Here is a 21,446-nt window from a genome sequence, read left to right as displayed (position 1 = left end):
GGCGAACGGCGCGTCAAGGCGGGTTCACTCCCCGTCGTCGTCGCGTTCCCACGGCCAGCGCGGATGCCGTGCGCGGGTGCGCCGCAGGGCGATTCCCGCCCACGCGCCGATCGCTGCGGCCACCAGCAGCACGGCGCTCGCTCCCCCGCGCACCAGGTCTCCGGCGACCGCCGTGGCGAGCAGAGCGCTCCCGGCGACGCTCGCCACGGCGATCCAGACCGCAGCCAGGTGGACGAGGGCCGTCGAGACCGCGATCACGAGCGTCGAGAAGAACGACGGCGCGGGGCGACGGACCACCGACCAGAGCAGGAGGGCGAAGGCGAGCACGGACGCCGCCATTCCCCCGATGCCCGGCCACTGCCCCAGCCCCGGCGTCGCGATGATGTCGGTGTCGGTGAGTACGCTCACTCCACCGAGGCCGAAGATCGTCAGCGCGAAGAAGCCGATGGTCGCGAAGACCACCGCCAAGACGGGCGAAACCCCCGCGGACTCCGGTCCGCGGGGGTTCGACATCGGCGTGTGCGTCATTACCTCGAGAGCGTGGGGCCGGCCTCGAGAGTGCGCTCGTACTCGCGCTGCGCCTCGAGGTTCAGCTCGGTCTTGCGGGCGCCACTCCGGGCGACCCACGCGCCGAACCAGATGGTCAGCTCGCGGGCGAACACGAAGGCGACGATCGCGAGCGGGGCGAGGAGCTGCCCCCCGATGAGGTAGGCTCCCTCGGATGCCGTCAGCGTCCAGAACTGCGCCTGGAAGAGCTGACCGAGGAGGTGACCGCCGTACGCGATCGCGCCGACGATGATGCCGAACACGACCCAGAGGCCCCAGCGGCCGCGGTTGATGATCGCGCCGAGCAGCCAGAAGCCGAGGAAGAAGACGGCGACCGGGACCCAGTAGCCCGCGGTCTGCAGCGGGGCGAGCGCGGCCTGTCCGATGTTGTTGCCGTCGACATCGCCCGCGAGTGCGCCCAGTCCGAGGGTGGCACCGAGGTAGAGCACGGCGAAAGCGAGCGTCGCGAGGAGTCCGATCGCTCCGGCGGTTCCGCGGTTGCCACGGTCGCGCGGCGGCTCGGGGGCCTGCACGAAGATCGGCTGCGGGGAAGGAGCGGCGGCGGCGTACGCCGGCTCCGACGGGACGATCGTGGTCTCAGCGTCAGCACGCGACGAATAGGCGGTGTCCGCGACCGTCGGGGTCTCGTCGACGAAGGCGGCGGGAGCGGCGATGACCTCGGTCGCCTCGGCGCCGTAGGCGGCGTCGCGACGCTCGGCCGGAGCCGTGAACGTTCCCGGGTGATCGCGCTCGGCGGCCTCGAAGGCGGCGAGGTCGGGGTCGACGACAGCGCCGGAGCGCTCAGTCGACGGGGCAGCGGTCGCGGCATCCGTGTTCGCAGCGTTCGCGGCATCCGTCGTCGCGGCATCCGTCGTCGCGGCATCCGATGCAGCGACGTCGGCGCGGGTCGCGGCGTTGTCGCCGGCGGGCACGTCGGCACCGGCCGCAGCGGCGGCGTCGAGACCCTCGTTCGCGCTGTCGAGGACGTCGTTGACGTCTTTCGGCCGCTCGGGCTGGGGAACCTCGGGGTCACTCATGGGGTGCGCCTCTCATCGGAAGTGTGCAGTGCGAGGGTACCGCCGCCCACGGACACGCTCCGGGAGGCGTGCCGACGTGTCGGCATTCGCCCTCCGTGGGCGCGATCGGGACGAGGGTTCCGCTCAGGGGAACATCGAACGCAACGTGTCACCGGCGAACTCGGCGAGCACGGGCATCATCGGCAAGGAGAACCAGACCAGCCCGGCCACGACACCGGCGCAGACCACTCCCGCGAACCAGCTCATCGCCAGGTTGCGTCCACCGACTCGTGCCATGCATTCACGGTACGACCGATGTATCGGTTGCACGCGGAGCAACGCCGCGACACCCGCGTGTCGCCGGGTCGCGGCGGCGAGGGGCACGCGATACGCACTCTCGGTACACTCCCTGTATGGCTGACAGTTCCTTTGACATCGTCTCGAAAGTGGATCACCAGGAGGCCGAGAACGCCCTGAACCAGGCTCGCAAGGAGATCGAGCAGCGCTACGACTTCAAGGGCACGGGTGCGTCGATCGCCTGGAGCGGCGAGCAGATCCTCATCATCGCCGGCTCCGAGGAGCGGGCCAAGGCCGTGCTCGACGTGTTCCAATCCAAGCTCATCAAGCGCGGTATCTCGCTCAAGAGCCTCGACTCAGGCGACCCGTTCGCCAGCGGCAAGGAGTTCCGCATCGTGTCGTCGCTCAAGGACGGCATCTCCTCGGAGAACGCGAAGAAGATCAACAAGATCATCCGCGATGAGGGCCCCAAGGGCGTCAAGAGCCAGATTCAGGGCGACGAGCTGCGCGTACAGTCGAAGAGCCGCGATGATCTGCAATCGGTGATCGCCCTGCTGAAGGGCTCCGACCTCGACGTGGACCTGCAGTTCATCAACTACCGGTAAGCAGCCCCGCTGACCCGATGCAGCGCTGACACCGTCCGCCGCCGACACCGTCGCGACCCCCTTCGTGAAGCCCCGCTCCGGCGGGGCTTCACGCGTTCATGGGCTCACCTCCCCCGAGGTCGTGCGCCCATTCGTTGATCGCGAGCGGCGCCCCACGGAACTCCTCGACCACCGAACCGACGTGCGCGAATCCCGCGCGACGGCACACGGCGTTCGATGCGGGGTTCTCGACGCCGGGGAAGGCCACCAGCATCCGCCGATCCCCCGGCGCGGCCCGCACCTGCTCGACGATCAGTGCGACCGCACGCGCCGCGATTCCGCGACCCTGCGCCTCGGGAAGGACGAACCATCCCGTCTCCCACACGTCGGCATCGTGCCAGTGCACAGGCCAGTAGCCGATCGACCCGACCGGGATCCCGCCCTCGAGGATCACCGACATGTTCGCCTCACCCGAGGCGTTCAGTCGCAGATAGCGCGCATGTCGCTCCTCGACCTGGACGTCACTCTCGGAACCGTTCAGGTGCGACGTCATCGCGGGCTCGTTCGCCCGGTGCAGCAGCGGCAGGTCGCCGGATTCCCAGGGTCGAAGAGTGAGATCTTCCATGCCCGGAGCCTCTCACCGACCACCGACACGGCATCCGCCTTCGAGCGGTTTCTCGGATGTTTGTTCGAATGTCGGTGGTGTGTGGTGGGCTGTTCGCATGACGGAATTGCTGGACGCGACGGACTCCCAGACGGCGATGATCGCTGACCTGGTGGGGTCGGTGCGCGCGGTCGAGGAGACGATCGCGCGGTTGATGGCGGTGCGGGACGGGATGCTCGCCGTCGCGGCGCGGGTCGCGGTCGATGTCGCGCGGCAGGGCGCGCATCCGGATCACGGCGACATGGCTCTGCGGGCGGTGGCGGCGGAGATCGGGGCGGCGGTGCGGGTGAGTGACCGGACGATCGAGCGGCGCATGGACGCGGCGTCGTGGACGGTCGAACGGTTCGCCGAGGTCTGGGCGGCGCAGGGCGCGGGGCGGATCAGTGCCGCGCACGCCCGGGTGATCGTCGACGCGGGCGCGCACCTGGACGACTTAGCGGACCGGGCAGGGTATGCGGCAAGGGTGTTGGAGATCGCCGTGGCCGAGTCACCCAATCGGTTGCGGCGGGCGGCACGGCGGATCGCGGAACAGTTCCAGGCCCGCACCATCACCGAACGCCACCGCGACGCGCGGGAGCTGCGACGCGTGTGGGTGAAGGACCTCGACGACGGGATGGCCGAACTCGGGATGCTCGGCCCCGCCGTCCTCGTCCACGGCATCCACGACCGCCTCACCCAGATGGCACGCACCCTCACCCTCGAGCACACGAAAACCGCGAAAGCAACGAAGGCCGCGGAGGCAGAGAACGCCGCGAGCACAGAGAAAGACACCGCCCCGGACGCCGTCTCCGCCTCCGATACCCGCACGACCGACCACCTGCGCGCGGACTTCCTCGCCGACATCGCCCTCACCGGCACCCCGACCGGACACGACACCGAAACCGGACTGCTCAGCGAGATACGCGCCCGCGTCGAAATCACCGTCCCCGTGCTGACCCTCATCGACAACGAGAACCGCTCCGGGTCACCCCCGCCCGAACTCGACGGACGCTCCCCCATCGACACCCCCACCGCCCGGATCCTCGCCGGCGACACAACCGCGTGGGAACGCATCCTCACCCACCCCATCACCGGGGCACTCCTCGCCGTCGACCGCTACCGCCCCACCGACTCCCTTACCCGACACCTCCGCGCGCGAGATCAACGCTGCCGCTTCCCCGGTTGCGGAATCGCCGCCCGCAGATGCGACATCGACCACACCCACGCCGCCTCCGACGGCGGAGAAACCTGCGCCCACAACCTCGCCCACCTCTGCCGACGACACCACACACTCAAACACCACTCCCCCTGGCACGTCGAACACCACCGCGCCCCCGCCGGAACCACCGAAGCCACTGCAACCACCGGAACCACCGGACACACCGGACACACCGCACTCACCGGACGCACCGGCGACCTCATCTGGACCAGCCCCACCGGAAACACCTACATCGACCACCCACCCGCGCAGAACACCGTCACCTTCACCGACAGCGCCTGAGCCGGCTGATGATGATCGCGTTGGTGGCAGGGAGGAGCACCGAAGGCAAGAACACCACCGGCAGGAGCGCCAAAGGCAAGAGCACCAAAGGCAAGAGCACCAAAGGCAAGAGCACCGCAAAGAACACTGCAAGAACAGCGCAAGAACCATGGGCACGGCGGCTGCACAGGTGCATGATGTAGTTTCCTGCGGGAGCGTATGGGGCGCTCACGCACGACGGCACGACGGCACGACAAGCACGACAGCACGACAAGCACGACAAGCACGACAGCACTACCGAAGACAGCAGGACAGCACGACAGCAGGCGCACCGCGCGATCGGGACGCGCGGCCTGCGGTCGTGCACCGACGAACTTACTGGGGGTAAGTCGATGAGCAGCATTCACACCACGCATGTCGGCGACGGCAAGCAACTCCTCGCCGACGAGGTGTTCCATCACATCGGCCAGCAGATCATCGATGGGGTCATGGAGCCGGGCTACCGCATCCGCGACGTCACGGTCGCGGACGAGCTCCACGTCTCCCGCACGCCGGTCCGTGAAGCGTTGCAGCGGCTCGAGCGTCTGGGACTTGTCACGATGTATCCCAGCCGCTACACGGAGGTAACGCTCGTCACACCCGAGATCGTGCTCGGCACCCTCGAGTTCGCAGGCTACCAGGCCGGCGTCTCCGCGCGCATGGGCGTCCCCAAGCTGACCGAGGTCGAGCGCGCCTATCTGGCGGGACTCGTCGACCAGCTGCACACCACGCTCGACGACGCGGCGAAGACCTCAGAGAGCCGGTGGAGCGTCTTCTCGTACCTCACCCACCGCGCCGGCAACCCCCAGCACAGTGCCCTCGTCAACGACTCGAGCATCGCGCTTTTCCGCAACCTCCGCACCTGGACGGTGCCGGTCGAGGACCGCGCGCACATGATGCAGGTCTACGCCGATTTCCGCGATGCGGTGGAACGCGGAGACGGCGACGACGCCGAACGTCTCGCGCGCGCCATGTACTACGTCTGACCGCCGTCCGTCCTCTGAGCAGCATCCACCAGCCCGCGCATTACCCGGCGGCTCGCCACCCTCTCACCCAACGGTCGAGCCGCCGGTACGCGTCCTCGCGCGCGTCGTGCGCCGAGAGGAACACGTCGTGCAGCGCACCGTCGATCCGCTCGACGGTGATCGAGGGCCCGAGCCGCAGGGCGGCGCGGGCGATATCCTCGACCACGAGCACGGTGTCCGCGCGGGTGAGCTCGTCCGACCAACGAGTCGGAGACGCGAAGCGCGCCGACAACAGCACGCACACCGGAGCCGTGATCGACAGCCCCGCCGCCACCGTGCGGTGGCCGCTGAGGATCGCGTGCAGCCACCCCGCGTGCACGGCCATCGTCTGCTGCGGGCGCCAGCGGAGGTCGACCTCCATCGGATCTTCGGGATCGGCGACCGCCTCCTGCGCCCGACTGTAGAACCCGAGGTCGATCTGCGGCGCGGCATCGAGCGGCCGCAGCCGCGCCTGCAGCTCGACCATCGGCGCGATCGCCGCCCGTGCCGCAGCGAACTGGAACTCCAGCCACGGACTGTTCAGGATCACGCCATCCGCCACCCCCGGATGCCGTGACGCCCAGAGGCTCAGCGTCAGCCCGCCCGTCGAATGCCCGAGCAGCACGAGACGCCGGCCGGATCCCGCGACATCCGTGCCCCGCCCCATCGCAGCGAGCGCCGCGGCGATGTCCTCGTCGTAGGTCGCCAGATCGGTCACGTAACCGGGCGTCTGCCCGTCACGCAGGCTGCGCCCGTACTTGCGCAGATCCAGCGCGAAGAACCGCGCACCGCGCGAGGTCCAGAACCGCGCGAGGCGCTTCTGGAAGAAGTAGTCCGACCACCCGTGCACGTACAGCACGTCGACGTCGTGGAGGAGCGGCATCCGCCCCCGCATGCGCTGCCACCACCCGACGGATGCCGGAAGCGCACGAACCAGGGTCGCCACGACCGGCCCCTGGTCGTCGTCGGCGAGCGGCAGCGTCAGCTGCTCGAACTCGTCGCCGAGGACGTCGGGGATCCAGGTCGCGGAGCCGCTGTCAGCCATGCGGCCAGGCTAGCCGAGGCGAACTCGCTCCCCGCGGGAGACTCACTCCCCGCGGCGAACTCACTCCCCCCGGGAGACGCGCACCATCTCGTCGCGCGGCACGACCTTGACGCGCGCCCGCTCCTGCGGAGCACCGAGGGAGATCTCGTGCTCGTCGAGCCGGTGCCATCCGTCGAGGTCGGTCCACTTCACGTCGCGCTCCTGGAGCAGCGCCGGGATCGCCTCTTCGGACGGATCCTCCGGGTGCCACCACGACCCCTGGTCGTTGATGATGTGGCGCACGGTCTCCATCGCGTCGGACTTGGTGTGGCCGATGAGGCCGACCGGCCCGCGCTTGATCCACCCGGTCGCGTAGATGCCCGGCAGCTGCTCGTTCGAGTCCTTCGCGAGCACCTGCCCCTCGCGGTTCGGGATCACACCGTGCTTCTTGTCGAAGGGCACGCCCGGCAGCGGCGAGCCGAAGTAGCCGATCGCGCGGTACAGCGACTGGATGGGCACCTCGCGCATCTCGCCGGTGCCGATCGCGCCGCCCTGGCCGTCGGGCTGGGTGCGCTCGTAGACGAGCGCCGCGACGCGACCGCTGTCGTCGGTGCGCACCTCCACCGGGCGGGCCCAGAAGTGCAGGTGCAGACGACGGGATGCCGTGCCGCCGGCGTTGTTGACCGAATCGAGCTTGCGCCACGACTGCAGGATCCGATCGATGACCATGACCTGCTTGTTGCTCGCGACGGCATCCTTCGCGGCGTCGTCGTAGTCGAAGTCCTCGTCGTACACGACCATGTCGACATCGCGCAGCTCGCCGAGCTCGCGCAGTTCGAGCGGCGTGAACTTCACCTGCGCCGGACCGCGGCGCCCGAAGACGTGCACGTCGGTCACGGCACTGGACTTCAGTCCCTCGTAGACGTTCTCGGGCACCTCGGTGACGAGCAGATCCTCGGCGTGCTTGGCGAGCATGCGCGACACGTCGAGCGCCACGTTGCCGTTGCCGAGCACGGCGACCGATGCCGCGTCGAGCGGCCACTCGCGCGGCACGTCGGGGTGACCGTCGAACCAGCTCACGTAGTCGGCCGCGCCGTAGGAGGCGACCGCATCGATCCCGGGGATGTCGAGCGAAGTGTCGCGGATCGCGCCGGTCGCGAAGATCACGGCGTTGTAGTGCTTCTTGAGGTCGTCGAGCGTGATGTCCTCACCGAAGCGCACGTTGCCGAACAGCCGGATGTCACCGCGGTCGAGCACATCGCGCAGCGCGTTGATGATCCCCTTGATACGGGGGTGGTCGGGTGCCACGCCGTAACGGACCAGCCCATAGGGCGCCGGCAGCTGCTCGAACAGGTCGATCGACACGTCGAACTTGCGCTCGGCCTTCAGCAGCAGGTCGGCCGCGTAGATCCCCGCGGGTCCTGCGCCGACGATGGCCAGTCTGAGCTTGGTCATGGAGGTCCTTTCGTATGCCGTCGCGTGTGCCGCACAGCCGCGCCCGTCGGGACGCGGCGCCGGTCAGCTGGAGCGTTCGGCGAGGGTCTCGGCGAAACGTGTCAGCGCCTCGCGCACGGTGCCCCGGGGCAGCGGAGCGAGCGCATCGATCGCGTCGCGCGTCCAGGTGAGGGCGAGATCGAGGGTCTTCTGCGTCGCCTCGTGATCGCGCAGCTCGGCGAGCGGGCGATCGAGGATCGCAGGGTCCGCACCGTCGGCGATGCGCACCACGCCGGCGTCGATGCGAGCGGCGAGATCGGCGGCATCCGCGTCGTCCTGTGCCTTCAGCAGCAGGTACGGCATCGTCGGCACGCCCGCACGCAGGTCGGTGCCGGGAACCTTGCCGGTGTCCTCGGGCTTCGCCGACAGGTCGATGACGTCGTCGAGCAGCTGGAACGCGACACCGATCTTCTCGCCGTAGACGCGCAGTGGCTCCTCGTACTCGCTCGGCGCGTTGGAGAAGATCACCCCGCCCTGCGTCGCGGCGGCGATCAGCGAGCCGGTCTTGTCGGCCAGCACCTGGATATAGAAGTCGATCGGGTCGTCGTCGGGCTGAGCACCGAGGGTCTCGTGCATCTGCCCGAGCACGAGGCGCTCGAACGTGTCGGCCTGCAGACGGATCGCCCGCTCACCGAGACGCGACATGAGCTGGCTCGCCCGGGAGAACAGGATGTCGCCGGTGAGGATCGCGATGTTGTTGCCCCACACGGCGTGCGCGGCGGGAACCCCGCGGCGGCGGTCGGCTCCGTCCATGACGTCGTCGTGGTACAGCGAGCCGAGATGCGTGATCTCGAGCGCCTTCGCGACGTCGATAACCTGCTCGGTGTTGCCGTCGCCGAGCTGGGCGGCGAGGAGCGTGAGCACCGGACGGATGCGCTTGCCTCCGGCCTCGTACAGGTAGCGGCTCGCGGCGTCGGCGAGGGGATCGGCGACGCGCACGTCTTCCGCCAGTCCGGTCTCGACGAGCTCGAGGCCGTCTTCGATCGCGCGCGCGACGCGCCGCGCCGCAGGACCGATGAACACACGGTCGCTGAAACCCAGACGGCTCGCCAGTCGCGAACCCGGGGCTACGGGGCTCGAAGTCACGATGTCAGCCTACCGTCGTCTCAGGCGGGCTTCCGCGCCCGGTGCAGGGCGACGATCCCGAAGGTGAGGTTGCGGTACGCGACGTCGGTCCAGCCGGCCTCGCGGATCCACTCGGCCAGGCGCTTCTGATCGGGCCAGGCCGCGATCGACTCGTTCAGGTAGTCGTAGGCCTCGCCGTTGGTGCCGGCGACGCGGGCGACGCGCGGCAGCACCTGCGCGTTGTAGAAGCGGTAGGCCCCCCGGAACAGCGGCGCGGGCGGGGTGGAGAACTCGTTGATCACGAGACGCCCGCCCGGCTTGGTCACGCGGAACAGCTCGCGCAGCGCCTTCTTCGGGTCGTTCACATTGCGCAGCGCGTACGACATCGTGACGGCGTCGAACTCGTCGTCGCCGAACGGCAGCGCGGTCGCATCGGCCTGGACGAACGAGAGGTTGCGCATCGCGCCGTGGCGGCGCTCCCCCTCGGCGAGCATCCCCGGCGAGAAATCGGCGGCGACCACCTGCGCACCGCTGCGGGCGAGGGATGCCGATGACGACGCCGTTCCCGCCCCCAGATCGAGGATGCGCTCGCCCGGCTTCGGCGCGACGGCACGCGTCGTCGCCGCGCGCCACAGCACATCATTGCCGAACGTCATGGCGGTGTTCGTGCGGTCGTAGCCGGCGGCGACCTGGTCGAACATGCCGCTCACACGGGCGGGGTCCTTGCCGAGATCGGCGCGGTTGGGCTCGCTGCGGGAGTCGTTCGAGGTCACCCGATCAGTCTAGGCGTCGGGTCTGTGCATCGAATCCGAACGATTCGAGCAGGTCGAGCCACCGATCCGCCGTCACATCGTCGAACGGGGCGGCCTGCGCCCGCACCCGCTCCTCGAGGTCGAGCGCCAGCGCCTCCAGCCGCGCCACGATCTCGGGCGGGTACCCGTAGCGCGCGCTGTGCTCCGCCCACTCGTCGCGGTCGTCGACCCAGGTGCCGCGATCGCCCTCGACGCGCACGACGTCGAGGTCCATGTCGATGCCGGTCGCGAGCAGCGGATCGTCGGTCCAGCGCACGTCCCAGCCGAGGTCGATGTAGATGCGCATCCCCTTCGCGTGCCCGCGGTTCACGGTGAGGGCGAAGTCGCCCTCGTGCGGGATCAGCGTCACGTTGGGTCCGCCCGCGAGGTAGTCGCGGCCCGGACGGCTGCTGCGCCACCCGGCGGGTTGACCGACCCAGTCGCCCCAGGCATCCGCCCCGAGGTAGACGCTCTCGTGGCGCCAGTGCGGAGAGCCGTCCCACTTGCGCCACTGCACGATCATCGGTGTTCCCACGGCGGGACGGGCATCGCTCATGCGCTCAGCCTAGGACGCAGAGATTAGGCTGGAGCCGTGAGCAGCGCGCTGGTCGTGGAGACCCGAGAGATCGATCCGATCGAAGACCTCCTGGCCGCCGCCTCCCCTTCCCGCCCCCTCGCCTGGCTGCGTCGGGGCGACGGCATCGTCGCGGTCGGTGAGCCCCTGCGCGAGCTGCGAGCGTCGGCGGGAGGGAAGGGCGCGACCGCGACCGGCCTGCGCAGCACAGCCCTCGCCACCGCGTGGCGACGGCTCGCCTCGACCGCGCGCATCGACGACCCGGTCGGCCTCCCCGGCACCGGGCTCGTCGCCTTCGGCGCCCTCGCGTTCGACGAACGCTCGGCGAGCGACAGTGTGCTCGTCATCCCCTCGCAGGTGATCGGACGCCACGGCGACCGCTTCTGGCGCACGACCATCGGCTACCAGCGCTCGGAAGACGATACGGATGCCGCGGCCCCCGGCGCCGTCACCGACCACCCCTACGGACCGCACTGGGCCGGCACCGTCGGCCCCGGCGCGCAGACGCCCCAGGGCTACCAGGAGTCGGTGCGCCAGGCACTCGGCCGGATCGCCGCGGGCGAGCTGAGCAAGGTCGTGCTCGCGCGCGACCTCACGGGCAGCATCCCTGCGGGTTCCGACCTGCGCCGCCTCGTGCGCGCGCTGTCGACGGGCTATCCCGACACGTGGGCGTTCGCCGTCGACGGCCTGATCGGTGCGAGCCCCGAGACCCTCGTCACCGTGCACGAGCGCACGGTCACCGCGCGCGTGCTCGCCGGCACCGCGGGCCGGGGAGCGGATGCCGACGCCGACACCGCCGTCTCCGCGGCTCTCGCGTCCAGCACGAAGGACCTCGACGAGCACCAGTACGCGGTGCAGAGCGTGCTCGCCTCGCTGCGCCCGCACACCCGGGCGCTCGCGGCGAGCGAGCAGCCCTTCCTGTTGAAGCTCCCGAACCTCTTCCACCTCGCGACCGACGTCGAGGGAGAGCTCGCCGAGGGCGAATCCGCACTCGATCTGGTCGGGGCGCTGCATCCGACCGCCGCCGTGGCCGGCACCCCGACGACGATCGCGATCGGCGTCATCCGCGAGCTCGAGCCCTTCGACCGCGGCCGCTACGCCGGTCCCGTCGGGTGGGTGGATGCCGCGGGCAACGGCGAATGGGCGATCGCGCTGCGGTGTGCCCAGTTCGCCGCGACCGACGACGACATCGCCGTGACCGCCTACGCCGGTGCCGGGATCGTCGCGGGCTCCGACCCCGAGTCGGAACTGCTCGAGACCCGGGTGAAGTTCCGCCCGCTGGTCGACGCCCTGGCCTGATCGCGGACCCGTCCCGAGGAAGAGCCGCTAGCTGGCCGCGAGCCGCTTCTTCTCGACCTCGACGTCGAAATCGGCGACCGGCCACTGCGGATCTATGTCCTCGAGCGCCGCGAGCAGCAGCTCCTGCACCGCCAGGCGCGCGTACCACTTACGGTTCGCGGGCACGACGTGCCAGGGCGCGACCTCGGTGGAGGTGCGTTCGAAAACGGTCTGGTAGGCCCGCATGTACTCGTGCCAGACGAGGCGCTCGTCGACGTCGCCGGGGTTGTACTTCCAGTGCTTGTCGGGCCGCTCCAGTCGCTCCATCAGCCGCGCCTTCTGCTCCTCGGGAGAGATGTGCAGCATGACCTTGACGATGCGGATGCCGTTCGCCGCGGCATCCGCCTCGAAGGCGTTGATCGCGTCGTAGCGCCGCTCGATCTCCTCCGGAGGCGCGAGAGCGCGCACGCGCCCGATCAACACGTCCTCGTAGTGCGAGCGGTCGAAGACGCCGATGAACCCCGGTTCGGGCAACCGTTTCGCGATGCGCCACAGGAAGTCGTGCGCGCGCTCCTCATCGGTCGGGGCCTTGAACGCCGCGAGTGAGACGCCCTGCGGATCGACGCCGCCCACGACGTGCCGGACGATGCCGCCCTTGCCCGCCGAGTCCATGGCCTGCAGAACCAGCAGCACGGCATCCGTCGCGGTGCCGGTGCGACTCTCGGCGAACAGTCGCTCCTGCAGGTCGTTGAGCGCGACGAGCCCCTCGGCGAGATCGCGAGCGCCGTCGGCCTTGTGCCCGTGATAGCCGGGGGTGCTGTCGGCATCGACGTCGTCGAGACGGAAGCCGTCGCCGACGCGGAGGGACTCGGTCCACTGGTGAGCGTTCATGTGCTCATGATGCCGCACTGTGCGCGGGGAACCGCTTGTCAGCGCGCGAGCGGCACCTCGATCAATTGACGTCCGCCGACGGGACGGGTGAGGACCTGATCGAGCGCGGTGCGCGTCGTCACCCGCTGGTACTCCCAGCCGTAGGCGAGGGCGAGCTGCTCGAGACGCACCTGGTGCGGCGTGTAGAACGCGCGATCGAGGTCGGCGGCCGGGGCGACCTGCGCCACCTCGAGCCCGTCGAAGATCGTGCCGCCGCCGTCGTTTCCGACGATCACCTGCAGGCGCGGCTCGGTCTCGTCGGGCGGCAACAGCAGCGCGCCGACGTCGTGCAGGAGCGTGAGGTCGCCGAGCAGCACGCGGGTCACTCCCGGCGCTCCCCCGGCCTGACTCGCGAGAGCGATGCCGGTCGCGGTCGCGATCGTGCCGTCGATGCCGGCGAGGCCGCGGTTGGCGTGCACGGGCACCTTCTTACCCCCGAGCACCGTATCGGCGACCCGCACGAGGCGCGACGACCCGAACATCAACCGGTCGTGCGGCCAGGTCGCCCGCCACACCGCGTCCACGAGCAGTCGACGATCGAGCGGCCGTCGCACGGCATCGAGTTCGGCCTTCACGGCGTCGCGTCGTGTTGCGGAATCGGTGGAGGCCAGCCCGTCGTGATCGGGAGCCTGCTCGCTGAGATCGACGGCCTGCTCCGCCGAGGCGGTGAGCCACGCGCCGAGCCAGGCGCGTTCCGAGGCACGATCCGAGGCCCGATCGTCGCCTCCCGTCGGCGCGGCGACGACGACGGATGCCGCGGTATGCGAGCGGTGGTTCAGGTCAAGTTCCTCGCCGCCGCGCCGCACCGCGATCACCTCGACATCGGGTCGGGCGAGGAGCGCCGCGACCTCTCGGCTGAGGGTGGGATGGCCGAGCACCACCGCGCGCTCGACCGCGCCGCCGAGATCCGAGCGGCGCAGCAGCGTGCGATATCCGTGCACGAGCTGACGGCCGAAACGAGCGCCCGACACGATCTCGGCGATCAGCGGCCACGACCCGGCGTGGGCGATCTCCTCGGCGTCGGCCCCGGCATCCGCTCCGGCGATCACGACGGTGCGCGGACCGCGCGCGAGCACGACGGGCTCGCCCGGCGCCGGCACGGGAGCCGCGCCGGGAGTGACGTCGACGACGACCGGTTCGCCCGACAGCGGCTCGCGCGCGGGCAGGTTCAGATGCACGGGCCCGGCGACACCGGGAAGGCCGTGCGGGGCGTCCGCGCCGAGCGATATCGCAACCGCGCGCGCGGCGAGACCCGACCAGGCGTCCGGAACGGCATCACCCGGAACCGGGGCGTCGATCCCCTCGCGCACCCACGGCGCGAACATGTCGGGCTGGGCAGTCGCCTGGTTGGCGCCGATACCGCGGAGCTCGGGCGGACGATCGGCGGTCAGCAACAGCAGCGGGACGCCGGCGTGGAACGCCTCCATCGCTGCCGGCAGCAGGTTCGCGGCGGCTGTGCCCGAGGTGCACAGCACCGCCGCAGGCACGCCGGTCTCGCGACCGAGCCCGAGAGCCGTGAACCCGGCGACCCGCTCGTCGATGCGCACGTGCACACGGAGCACACCGGTTCCGGCCAGGCGCACCGCGGCGAGCGCGAGGGCCTGCGAGCGCGAGCCCGGCGAGAGCACGAGGTCGCGCACACCGTGAGCGACCAGCTCGGCGAGGAGGGATGCCGCGGCATCCGTCGCCGGTGAGGACGCCGGAGGGGGAAGGGTCACGGGCGGGGCTCGGGCGTCGCCCCGGGAGCGGAACCGCCGCCGTCGTTGTCGCGGTCGATCTTCGCGTCGTTCTCGGCATCCGTCTCGGCGTCGAGGCGCGCGAGCTCCTCTTCGAGACGGGCGATGCGGGCGTCCTGCTCGGTCTTGCTGATGCCGCGCAGGAACATCGGGTCGTCGTCGGGGGCGACCAAGCGCGTGGGGCCGGGATCGTTCTTACGGCGCCGGCCGATCACGAACCAGAGGATTCCCCCGATGACGGGCAGGAGAACGACGATCAGGATCCAGACGCCCTTGCGCACACCGCGGTGCCGCGTCGCCGGCTGCACTGCGCAGTCGACGATGCTGAACACCCAGAACACAGCGGCCAGGAAGCCGCCGATGATCAGTAGTCTCGCCACCCCTCCAGTGTAGGCGGGTCGGCGGACGCCCGGCCCGGCCGATGCAGAGGACCGCTTGTTAGACTGCGCGCACCATGACGTCGACCCGGTCGCTGGCCACCTTCTTCACCGCGCTGGGCCTCGCCCTGCTGCTGGTCGTGGGCGCCTGGTCGACCTCGCACGGCGAGGCCGACGTGCACGCGTCGCTCTGCCTGGCATCGGGGGCGTCGGGAGCGGATGCCGGAACCGGAGCGTCGCACCACGACGAAGTCGCCCCGCTCGATTCGCCCTCGACCGGGTCATCCTCTCCCCTCGCGCTGACGGGCTTCGTCGTGCTGTCGTTCCTCACGCTCCTGGTGCTGCTCGTCCGGATGCGCTGCGATCCCGGGCTCCTGCTCCCGCGCGCACTCCTGTCCGTGACCAGCCCGCGCGCCGGCCCTCGTCCGCCGCGCGCCGCTCTGACCCTCACCGAACTCTCGATCTCCCGCACCTGAGCGGCGACGCGTCGATCCGGCCGCTGCCCGCGGCATCCTCGTCCGTCATCCGTCCCTCTCTCGTGTCTGGAGACACCCATGTCCGCAACACCCTCCCGCAACACCCGTATGACCACCCCCGTCAAGGCGACCCTGATCGCCCTCGCCGTCGCCGTCGTACTCGCCGTCGTCGGCATCGTCTACGCGATCACGCAGCAGGCGCCCGCGCCCGACGTCGCCGACGATGGGACGCTGCAGACCACCCGCGCCGATTCGCACGTACTCGACGACGGCGGGACGGATGCCGTGACGGTCGTCGAGTTCCTCGACTTCGAATGCGAGGCGTGCGGCGCCTTCTACCCGATCGTCGAAGACCTGCGCGCCGACTTCGACGGCGACATCACCTACGTCGTGCGGTACTTCCCGCTCCCGGGACACATCAACTCGACGCAGGCGGCGCTCGCGGCCGAGGCCGCCGCACAGCAGGACCGCTTCGAGGACATGTACCACCGACTGTTCGAAACCCAGCAGGAGTGGAGCCACGCGACGGGCGAGACGCCCGCGGTCTTCCGCACGATGGCCGAATCGCTCGGACTCGACATGGCGGCCTACGATGCCGCGATCGCCGATCCCGCGACCCTCGCCCGCATCCAGGCCGACAAGACCGACGGCGAGTCGCTCGGCATCACCAGCACCCCGTCGTTCTTCGTCGAGGGTCGGTACGTGCAGCTGCAGGAGTGGGACGACCTCGAGGAGGCCGTGACCCGGGCGGTCGAGGGCTAGAGGTCGAGACGTCAGCCGAGATCGAGTCGGAGGATGCGGTCGTCGCCGTCCCGCGGATCACCCCGCCCGTCGGTGTTGTTCGTCAGCACCCACACAGATCCGTCGGGCGCGACCACCGCGTCGCGGAGGCGCCCGTACCCTTCGCCGTTCTCGCCGCCGTGCATCTCGAATGCGGTCGCCGTATCGGCGAGCGGAACGATCCGCAGCCGCTCGCCTCGCAGGTTGGCGATCACGATCCGGTCGCCCGCGACCGCGATCCCGCTGGGGCTCGCGGCCGACGGCGCCCACTGCTGCACGGGATCGACGAAGCCCTCGCGGCCGGAGATGCCCTCGACCTCCGGCCACCCGTAGTTCTCGCCCGCGACGATCGCGTTGAGTTCGTCCCACGTGTCCTGCCCGAACTCGCTCGCGTACATCGTGCCGTCGTCGGTCCAGGAGATGCCCTGCGGATTGCGATGGCCGAGCGTGTACACGGGCGACCCGGGGGTCGGATTGTCGTCGGGGACCGCACCCTCGGGCGTGAGCCGGAGGATCTTGCCCGAGAGCGCGTCGGGGTCCTGCGCGCTCTCGCGATCGCCGGCATCGCCGGTCGTGGCGTAGAGCATCCCGTCGGGGCCGAAGGCGATGCGGCCGCCGTTGTGGTTGCCGGCGGCGGGGATGCCGTCGATCACCGTCTCGGCGTCGCCCAGGGCGAGCGAACCCGGCTCTCCGAGGAGGTCGCGGCGCTCGATGCGGTTCTCGACCCCACCGCCGTCGTCCGCGGTGGCGTATGTGTAGAGCATCCCGTCGTGCACCGCGAGGCCGAGGAGACCGCCCTCGCCGCCGCCGCGGACACCGTCGATGCGTCCCACCTCGCGAACGCTCCCGGTCGGGGTGATCTCGACGATCCGCGCGCTGTCGCGCTCGCTCACCAGCGCCGTCTCGCCGTGGAAGGCTATCGACCAGGGCGCATCGAGGCCCGAGGCGACGACGGTCGTGAGGGTCGCCTGGACGTCGGATGCGGCGGACTCCGGTGTCGGGACGGGGGTCGCTGTCGGCCCGGAGGACGCGCATCCGGCGGCCACGAGGACGGACGCGATCAGCGCGGCGAGCGCGGTGGTCCTGGTGGGCTTCGGCATGCATCCATCCAACCCGCTCGCGCGGATCGGCGGAAGGCCCCGCACGAGGGGCAGCCCCGCAGCGCGCCGATCGCTACGCTGAGCGCATGCACGCAGAGCGAACCGCCCCGCCGTCTCCTGTGCGCTCCTCGGCGCTCTCCGCCGCTGGATCGGTCGTACGGCGGATGCCGGCGACGCTGACCTTCGTGGCCCTGATCCTCGCTGTCGGCGTGGTGTGGCAGGGTCTCTGGACCCCCTTCGAGAAGTCGCCGCTGTTCGAGACCGTCGCCTACGGGCTCCCCAATCTGGCCGACGGCAAGTGGTGGACGCCGATCACCGGCACGTTCTTCGTCAACGAGCCCTGGGTCTACATCTTCACGATCTCCGGGTTCTGGGGCATGGGGTACCTCGAGTACCGGCGGGGATCGCGCGTCGCCCTCGCCTACTACGCGGTCGGCCAGTTGTTCGCGATCTTCGCCACCGCCCTGCTGCTGTTCGTGCTCTCGCAGTTCCCGTGGGCATGGGCGGCAGCGCAGGCGCAGGCGCTCGACGTCGGAGCATCCGGCGGCACCATGGCGTGCATCGCCGCAGCCGTCGGCCTCTTCCGCCCGCCGTGGCGCGTACGCGGCTGGCTGATCCTGCTCGGTTTCGTGTTCGTGGCGATGCTGTTCTGGGGCAAGGTCGCCGACCTCGAGCACCTGCTCGCCGTGCTGCTGATCCTCGTCGTCGACCGTTCGCTGCGCGTGCGGCGCACGACGGTGCGCGAGCAGCGGCTCATCGCGGTCATGGCGATCCTGGTGCTGGGCGCCGTCGAGATCATCACGACCCTGGTCCCGACCGACGGCCCCTTCGGTCCGACCGACCCCGCCTCGGGCGGATTCATCGACCTCGCGATCGACCTCGTCGTCATCCTCGTGCTCGTGAACGGCCTGCGTCGCGGACGGCGCTGGTCGTGGGTGCTGGCCCTTCTCCTGGGCATCTTCAACGTGCTCGTCGCCGCCCTCGTGCTGACGCTCATCACCCTCACCAGTCAGGCCGAGCTCGACATCCGCTGGGACGGCGAGACCGAGCTCGCCCTCGCCAACGGGTTCCTCTGGGTCGTCATGCTCGTCTACCTCGTGTGGGTGCGGCGGGCGTTCCGCGCCAAACGACGCTCGCCCCTCGGCATCCCCCCGACCCCGACCGTCGACGATGTGAAAGCCGAGCTGCGCGCGCACGGCGGCGGCACGCTGTCGTGGATGACGACCTGGGAGGGCAACAGCTACGCGCGGGTCGCCGGAGGAGTCGTCGCATTCCAGCGGCGCAACGGTGTCGCGCTCGCGCTCGCCGATCCGATCGGCCCTGCCGACGCGCGGGCCGAGGCGGTCGCCGACTTCATCCATCGGGCCGAGCAGGCGGGCCTGGTCCCGTGCTTCTTCAGCGCGGATGCCGCGACCCTGGCCGCCGTACCGTCGACGTGGCGGAGCATCGTCGTGGCCGACGACACGATCGTCGACCTGCCGGGGCTGGAGTTCACGGGCAAGCAGTGGGCGTCGGTGCGGACCTCGCTGAACCGCGCCGGCCGCGAGGACATGACGTTCCGGATGACACGGCTCGGCGACGAATCGTGGGGCGTGAAGCAACAGCTCCGCGGGATCTCGGAGGCGTGGGTCGGCGACAAGGACCTGCCCGAGATGCGCTTCACCCTCGGCACCCTCGAGGAGGCCGAGGACCCGGAGGTGCGGATCGCCCTGGCACTCGCCCCCAACGGCGATGTCGACGGCTTCCTCTCGTGGCTGCCGGTGTACGGCGAGGGCGGCGCGGTGCGCGGATGGACCCTCGACCTCATGCGCCGCCGCGAGGGCGGGTTCGCGCCCGTGATGGAGTATCTGATCGGCGCATCGGCGAAGCAGTTCTCCGAGGAGGGCGCCGAGATCATGTCGCTCTCAGGGGCGCCGCTCGCCCACGACTACCCACCGGACGCCGGGATGATCGCCGCGCTGAGCGACCGTCTCGCCGAAGCCCTCGAACCTGTGTACGGCTTCGGATCGCTGCACCGCTTCAAGCAGAAGTTCCACCCGCGCTACGAGACCATGTACCTGCTGTTCCGCGACGAGAGCGATCTCACCCGCATCGGTGGAGCGCTCACCCGGGCGTTCCTGCCGGATGCCACGCTGCGGCAGTTCGCCGGGGCCGGGCTGGAGCTCGTGCGCGGCGGCAAGGAGTGACCGCCGCCGAACCCTCGGGCCAGCGCGCGGCTAACGCCGGGCATCCGATTCGTCAACCCTGTCGACCTCTCCGTCGCCCTTTCCTAGCGTCGTGTGGACCGACGACCGACGAAGGAGAAGTCATGAGCGAACGCACGCTGACCGAGATCCTGCAGGGTTCGGGTCCCTGGACCACCGCCTACGTCGACGGGACCGGCGAGTTGCCGCGGGGCGAGGAAGAAGCCCGCCACCACGCCGTCCGCGACCAGTTGATCGACGAGGTCGGAGCACCCGAAGACGACGCCGAGGCCATCGAGACCGCCCTCGGCGAGCGCAACGGCCTTCCGAGCCCGTCGGCCCGTGTGGTGATCGCCCGCGACGGTGAGACAGTGCTCGATCGCAGCTTCGTCGGGGCGCGTCTCGGACCCGAGCGCCTCGAGCACGGCGCCCTCCCGTCGATCCTTCCGCTGCTGCGGCACACGGCCTCGGAGACGCGCTACCTCGTCGTCGAGACGAGCCGCGACGGCGCGGACATCCGCCTCGAGACCTCGGGGCGCGGTGGCAGCGAGCGCGAGACGGAGATCGAGGGAGACACCGAGGAGATCTCCAAGGTGCGCACCGGCGGCCTGGGAGACGCGAAGTACCAGAACTGGGTCGAGAACGTCTGGAAGCAGAACCAGAAGGACGTCGCCTCGGCGCTCAGCGCGCTGATCCGGGAGGAGCGGCCGGCATTCGTCGCCGTGTCGGGTGACGTGCGCGCACGACAGCTGCTGGCCGAAGAACTCACCGGCGACGAGCGGGCGCTGCTCGTGGAGGTCGATGCCAACACCCGCGCCGACGGCTCCGATCGTACGGCGCTCGACCAGACGATCGCCCGAGAGATCGACGAACATCGCCGTCAGGAGATCGCCGACGTGCGCGACCGCGCGGCAGCCGACGACGGCGCCGGCGGAGCCGAGGGCTTCGCCGCCGTGATCCAGGCCCTGCAGCAGGCTCGCGTCGACACGCTCGTGCTCGACGGTCGGCTCCTCGACGACGAGCGCTCGCTGATCGCGCTCGACGGCCCGCCGTGGGTCGTCACCGACGTCGCGCAGCGCCTGAACACGCAGGTGCTCGGAAGCATCCGCGCCGCCGAAGCGCTCGCGCGCGCCGCCGTACTCACCGACGCGCGGGTGTTGATCGAGGACGACGAGTACGCGGCCTCCGACGACCGCCGCGAGGAGCGGCCCGTGCGCGAGCCGCTCGCTTCGCTGCGGTGGACGGATGCCGGCGCGGCCAACGGGACGGATGCCGGAACGGATGCCGTGGGCTGAGGCTCAGACGCGGAAGAACGGGATCGCCAGGGCGGGGCGGTGGACCTTGCGTTCGGAGGTCACCGTGCCGATGATCATCGTGACCAGGCAGTAGATCCCGATCGCGAAGATCAGCAGCCCGGGGAGTGCGATCCATCCGGACGGGCTGCTGCCGTAGCTGTCGTACCCGTAGTCGTCGTACCCGTAGCTGTCGTACGAGTACGGTCTCGTCGTCGCGACGCCGATCGTGATCATGATGACGACGAGCGCGATCAGGTAGAGCGCGTAGCTCAGCGCCCAGTTCGCCGCCCACCGGGCGTTCTCGCGGATGATCGGGTGCGGCGAGCGCATCGCCGAAGCGCGCTGGACGACCGCGACGATCGGAGCCGCGACCACCCCGAGGTAGGGCACGTAGAACAGGAACAGCAGCGCCCAGTAGCGTCGACCGCTGATCGGCGGGTACCCGTACGGGCTGTAGGCGGGGGCCGGGTAACCCTGCGCGGGATAACCGGGAGCGGGATAACCGGGAGCGGGATAACCGGGAGCGGGATAACCGGCCGGGGCCTGACCGTAGGCGGGCTGCCCCGGGTAGCCGGCCGGAGCCTGATAGCCCGCAGGACCCTGACCATATGGAGCCTGACCATATGGCTGCTGGCCGTACGGCGGCTGCGCGTGCTGTGGGTACGCCGGTGACTGGTACGTGGGCGGCTGAGGCGGCTGGACGGCGTCGTTCGCGTCGGTCATGTCTGACTCCC

The 21,446-nt window shown here is 70.3% G+C and carries 22 protein-coding genes; 8 read left to right on the top strand and 14 right to left on the bottom strand.

Annotated elements, in window-relative coordinates; genetic code table 11:
• Positions 1 to 24 precede the first annotated feature (24 nt).
• From ACFY9N_RS10790 to ACFY9N_RS10780, 3 genes are all read right to left on the bottom strand, one after another.
• Positions 25 to 528, bottom strand: a complete 504-nt coding sequence (locus ACFY9N_RS10790; protein ID WP_391478554.1) for a hypothetical protein — start codon at positions 526 to 528, stop codon at positions 25 to 27.
• Entirely contained in the window at positions 528 to 1,583 is a 1,056-nt protein-coding gene (locus tag ACFY9N_RS10785) for an ABC transporter (protein ID WP_391478552.1), read from the bottom strand. The genes ACFY9N_RS10790 and ACFY9N_RS10785 overlap by 1 nt, the downstream gene beginning before the upstream one ends.
• 123 nt (positions 1,584 to 1,706) lie before the next feature.
• The gene (locus tag ACFY9N_RS10780; protein WP_391478551.1) at positions 1,707 to 1,859 is read right to left on the bottom strand and encodes a hypothetical protein; all 153 of its coding nucleotides are present in this window, start codon (positions 1,857 to 1,859) and stop codon (positions 1,707 to 1,709) included.
• Positions 1,860 to 1,975: 116 nt separating this feature from the next.
• Between ACFY9N_RS10780 and ACFY9N_RS10775 the strand changes: the two genes are divergently transcribed.
• A complete protein-coding gene (locus ACFY9N_RS10775; protein WP_391478549.1) occupies positions 1,976 to 2,464 on the top strand; it encodes a YajQ family cyclic di-GMP-binding protein in 489 nt (162 codons plus the stop codon).
• Positions 2,465 to 2,552: 88 nt separating this feature from the next.
• Here the strand turns inward: ACFY9N_RS10775 and ACFY9N_RS10770 are convergent, their stop codons facing one another.
• On the bottom strand, positions 2,553 to 3,068 hold the full coding sequence (locus tag ACFY9N_RS10770) for a GNAT family N-acetyltransferase (RefSeq protein ID WP_391478548.1): 516 nt from the start codon (positions 3,066 to 3,068) through the stop codon (positions 2,553 to 2,555).
• Positions 3,069 to 3,165: 97 nt separating this feature from the next.
• On the opposite strand from ACFY9N_RS10770, the gene ACFY9N_RS10765 reads away from it, so the two are divergent.
• Together ACFY9N_RS10765 and ACFY9N_RS10760 are read left to right on the top strand one after the other, a co-directional pair.
• The gene (locus ACFY9N_RS10765) at positions 3,166 to 4,587 is read left to right on the top strand and encodes a DUF222 domain-containing protein (protein WP_391478547.1); all 1,422 of its coding nucleotides are present in this window, start codon (positions 3,166 to 3,168) and stop codon (positions 4,585 to 4,587) included.
• 371 nt (positions 4,588 to 4,958) lie between these two features.
• On the top strand, positions 4,959 to 5,591 hold the full coding sequence (locus ACFY9N_RS10760; RefSeq protein WP_391478546.1) for a GntR family transcriptional regulator: 633 nt from the start codon (positions 4,959 to 4,961) through the stop codon (positions 5,589 to 5,591).
• A gap of 40 nt (positions 5,592 to 5,631) precedes the next feature.
• Here the strand turns inward: ACFY9N_RS10760 and ACFY9N_RS10755 are convergent, their stop codons facing one another.
• The 5 genes from ACFY9N_RS10755 to ACFY9N_RS10735 all read right to left on the bottom strand — a co-directional run bounded on the left by ACFY9N_RS10755 (position 5,632) and on the right by ACFY9N_RS10735 (position 10,539).
• On the bottom strand, positions 5,632 to 6,654 hold the full coding sequence (locus tag ACFY9N_RS10755; RefSeq protein ID WP_391478545.1) for an alpha/beta hydrolase: 1,023 nt from the start codon (positions 6,652 to 6,654) through the stop codon (positions 5,632 to 5,634).
• Positions 6,655 to 6,714: 60 nt separating this feature from the next.
• Complete coding sequence (locus ACFY9N_RS10750; RefSeq protein WP_391478543.1) at positions 6,715 to 8,088, bottom strand: FAD-dependent oxidoreductase; 1,374 nt, start codon at positions 8,086 to 8,088, stop codon at positions 6,715 to 6,717.
• A 63-nt stretch (positions 8,089 to 8,151) separates the two neighbouring features.
• The gene (locus ACFY9N_RS10745; RefSeq protein ID WP_391478542.1) at positions 8,152 to 9,213 is read right to left on the bottom strand and encodes a polyprenyl synthetase family protein; all 1,062 of its coding nucleotides are present in this window, start codon (positions 9,211 to 9,213) and stop codon (positions 8,152 to 8,154) included.
• Between the two features lie 20 nt (positions 9,214 to 9,233).
• Entirely contained in the window at positions 9,234 to 9,965 is a 732-nt protein-coding gene (locus ACFY9N_RS10740) for a class I SAM-dependent methyltransferase (RefSeq protein WP_391478540.1), read from the bottom strand.
• Positions 9,966 to 9,969: 4 nt separating this feature from the next.
• On the bottom strand, positions 9,970 to 10,539 hold the full coding sequence (locus tag ACFY9N_RS10735) for a hypothetical protein (RefSeq protein WP_391478539.1): 570 nt from the start codon (positions 10,537 to 10,539) through the stop codon (positions 9,970 to 9,972).
• A gap of 36 nt (positions 10,540 to 10,575) precedes the next feature.
• On the opposite strand from ACFY9N_RS10735, the gene ACFY9N_RS10730 reads away from it, so the two are divergent.
• On the top strand, positions 10,576 to 11,856 hold the full coding sequence (locus ACFY9N_RS10730; protein WP_391478538.1) for an isochorismate synthase MenF: 1,281 nt from the start codon (positions 10,576 to 10,578) through the stop codon (positions 11,854 to 11,856).
• Positions 11,857 to 11,883: 27 nt separating this feature from the next.
• Here ACFY9N_RS10730 and ACFY9N_RS10725 read toward each other — a convergent pair whose 3' ends face one another.
• Genes ACFY9N_RS10725 through ACFY9N_RS10715 form a run of 3 tightly spaced genes read right to left on the bottom strand, consistent with a single transcriptional unit; the run spans position 11,884 to position 14,881 of the window.
• Entirely contained in the window at positions 11,884 to 12,726 is an 843-nt protein-coding gene (locus tag ACFY9N_RS10725; protein WP_391478537.1) for a PPK2 family polyphosphate kinase, read from the bottom strand.
• A 38-nt stretch (positions 12,727 to 12,764) separates the two neighbouring features.
• Positions 12,765 to 14,483, bottom strand: a complete 1,719-nt coding sequence (menD, locus tag ACFY9N_RS10720; RefSeq protein WP_391478536.1) for a 2-succinyl-5-enolpyruvyl-6-hydroxy-3-cyclohexene-1-carboxylic-acid synthase — start codon at positions 14,481 to 14,483, stop codon at positions 12,765 to 12,767.
• The gene (locus ACFY9N_RS10715; protein WP_391478535.1) at positions 14,480 to 14,881 is read right to left on the bottom strand and encodes a PLD nuclease N-terminal domain-containing protein; all 402 of its coding nucleotides are present in this window, start codon (positions 14,879 to 14,881) and stop codon (positions 14,480 to 14,482) included. The genes menD and ACFY9N_RS10715 overlap by 4 nt, the downstream gene beginning before the upstream one ends.
• A 74-nt stretch (positions 14,882 to 14,955) precedes the next feature.
• Here ACFY9N_RS10715 and ACFY9N_RS10710 point away from each other — a divergent pair, with 74 nt between their 5' ends.
• Together ACFY9N_RS10710 and ACFY9N_RS10705 are read left to right on the top strand one after the other, a co-directional pair.
• Positions 14,956 to 15,354, top strand: a complete 399-nt coding sequence (locus ACFY9N_RS10710) for a hypothetical protein (RefSeq protein ID WP_391478534.1) — start codon at positions 14,956 to 14,958, stop codon at positions 15,352 to 15,354.
• Between the two features lie 78 nt (positions 15,355 to 15,432).
• Positions 15,433 to 16,116, top strand: a complete 684-nt coding sequence (locus ACFY9N_RS10705) for a DsbA family protein (protein ID WP_391478533.1) — start codon at positions 15,433 to 15,435, stop codon at positions 16,114 to 16,116.
• 11 nt (positions 16,117 to 16,127) lie between these two features.
• On the opposite strand, the gene ACFY9N_RS10700 is transcribed toward ACFY9N_RS10705, so the two are convergent.
• Complete coding sequence (locus ACFY9N_RS10700) at positions 16,128 to 17,234, bottom strand: PQQ-dependent sugar dehydrogenase (RefSeq protein ID WP_391478532.1); 1,107 nt, start codon at positions 17,232 to 17,234, stop codon at positions 16,128 to 16,130.
• 86 nt (positions 17,235 to 17,320) lie between these two features.
• Between ACFY9N_RS10700 and ACFY9N_RS10695 the strand changes: the two genes are divergently transcribed.
• Complete coding sequence (locus ACFY9N_RS10695) at positions 17,321 to 19,420, top strand: bifunctional lysylphosphatidylglycerol flippase/synthetase MprF (protein ID WP_391478531.1); 2,100 nt, start codon at positions 17,321 to 17,323, stop codon at positions 19,418 to 19,420.
• 122 nt (positions 19,421 to 19,542) lie between these two features.
• Complete coding sequence (locus ACFY9N_RS10690; RefSeq protein WP_391478530.1) at positions 19,543 to 20,712, top strand: Vms1/Ankzf1 family peptidyl-tRNA hydrolase; 1,170 nt, start codon at positions 19,543 to 19,545, stop codon at positions 20,710 to 20,712.
• Positions 20,713 to 20,715: 3 nt separating this feature from the next.
• Here ACFY9N_RS10690 and ACFY9N_RS10685 read toward each other — a convergent pair whose 3' ends face one another.
• Positions 20,716 to 21,435, bottom strand: a complete 720-nt coding sequence (locus tag ACFY9N_RS10685; RefSeq protein ID WP_391478529.1) for a DUF4870 domain-containing protein — start codon at positions 21,433 to 21,435, stop codon at positions 20,716 to 20,718.
• Between the last annotated feature and the right edge of the window lie 11 nt (positions 21,436 to 21,446).

The organism is Microbacterium sp. NPDC008134 (assembly GCF_042957055.1).
GTDB lineage: Bacteria > Actinomycetota > Actinomycetes > Actinomycetales > Microbacteriaceae > Microbacterium.
This window is presented reverse-complemented; position numbering and strand designations above follow the sequence as displayed.

What these genes read in the sequence shown, in the direction of transcription:
- ACFY9N_RS10755 (WP_391478545.1), bottom strand. Translation starts at nt 6,654, where the DNA reads ATGGCTGACAGCGGCTCCGCGACCTGGATCCCCGACGTCCTCGGCGAC.
- ACFY9N_RS10690 (WP_391478530.1), top strand. Translation starts at nt 19,543, where the DNA reads ATGAGCGAACGCACGCTGACCGAGATCCTGCAGGGTTCGGGTCCCTGG.
- ACFY9N_RS10710 (WP_391478534.1), top strand. Translation starts at nt 14,956, where the DNA reads ATGACGTCGACCCGGTCGCTGGCCACCTTCTTCACCGCGCTGGGCCTC.
- ACFY9N_RS10725 (WP_391478537.1), bottom strand. Translation starts at nt 12,726, where the DNA reads ATGAACGCTCACCAGTGGACCGAGTCCCTCCGCGTCGGCGACGGCTTC.
- ACFY9N_RS10735 (WP_391478539.1), bottom strand. Translation starts at nt 10,539, where the DNA reads ATGAGCGATGCCCGTCCCGCCGTGGGAACACCGATGATCGTGCAGTGG.
- ACFY9N_RS10750 (WP_391478543.1), bottom strand. Translation starts at nt 8,088, where the DNA reads ATGACCAAGCTCAGACTGGCCATCGTCGGCGCAGGACCCGCGGGGATC.
- ACFY9N_RS10770 (WP_391478548.1), bottom strand. Translation starts at nt 3,068, where the DNA reads ATGGAAGATCTCACTCTTCGACCCTGGGAATCCGGCGACCTGCCGCTG.
- ACFY9N_RS10765 (WP_391478547.1), top strand. Translation starts at nt 3,166, where the DNA reads ATGACGGAATTGCTGGACGCGACGGACTCCCAGACGGCGATGATCGCT.
- ACFY9N_RS10775 (WP_391478549.1), top strand. Translation starts at nt 1,976, where the DNA reads ATGGCTGACAGTTCCTTTGACATCGTCTCGAAAGTGGATCACCAGGAG.
- ACFY9N_RS10685 (WP_391478529.1), bottom strand. Translation starts at nt 21,435, where the DNA reads ATGACCGACGCGAACGACGCCGTCCAGCCGCCTCAGCCGCCCACGTAC.
- ACFY9N_RS10760 (WP_391478546.1), top strand. Translation starts at nt 4,959, where the DNA reads ATGAGCAGCATTCACACCACGCATGTCGGCGACGGCAAGCAACTCCTC.
- ACFY9N_RS10790 (WP_391478554.1), bottom strand. Translation starts at nt 528, where the DNA reads ATGACGCACACGCCGATGTCGAACCCCCGCGGACCGGAGTCCGCGGGG.
- ACFY9N_RS10695 (WP_391478531.1), top strand. Translation starts at nt 17,321, where the DNA reads ATGCACGCAGAGCGAACCGCCCCGCCGTCTCCTGTGCGCTCCTCGGCG.
- ACFY9N_RS10780 (WP_391478551.1), bottom strand. Translation starts at nt 1,859, where the DNA reads ATGGCACGAGTCGGTGGACGCAACCTGGCGATGAGCTGGTTCGCGGGA.
- ACFY9N_RS10785 (WP_391478552.1), bottom strand. Translation starts at nt 1,583, where the DNA reads ATGAGTGACCCCGAGGTTCCCCAGCCCGAGCGGCCGAAAGACGTCAAC.
- ACFY9N_RS10700 (WP_391478532.1), bottom strand. Translation starts at nt 17,234, where the DNA reads ATGCCGAAGCCCACCAGGACCACCGCGCTCGCCGCGCTGATCGCGTCC.
- ACFY9N_RS10705 (WP_391478533.1), top strand. Translation starts at nt 15,433, where the DNA reads ATGTCCGCAACACCCTCCCGCAACACCCGTATGACCACCCCCGTCAAG.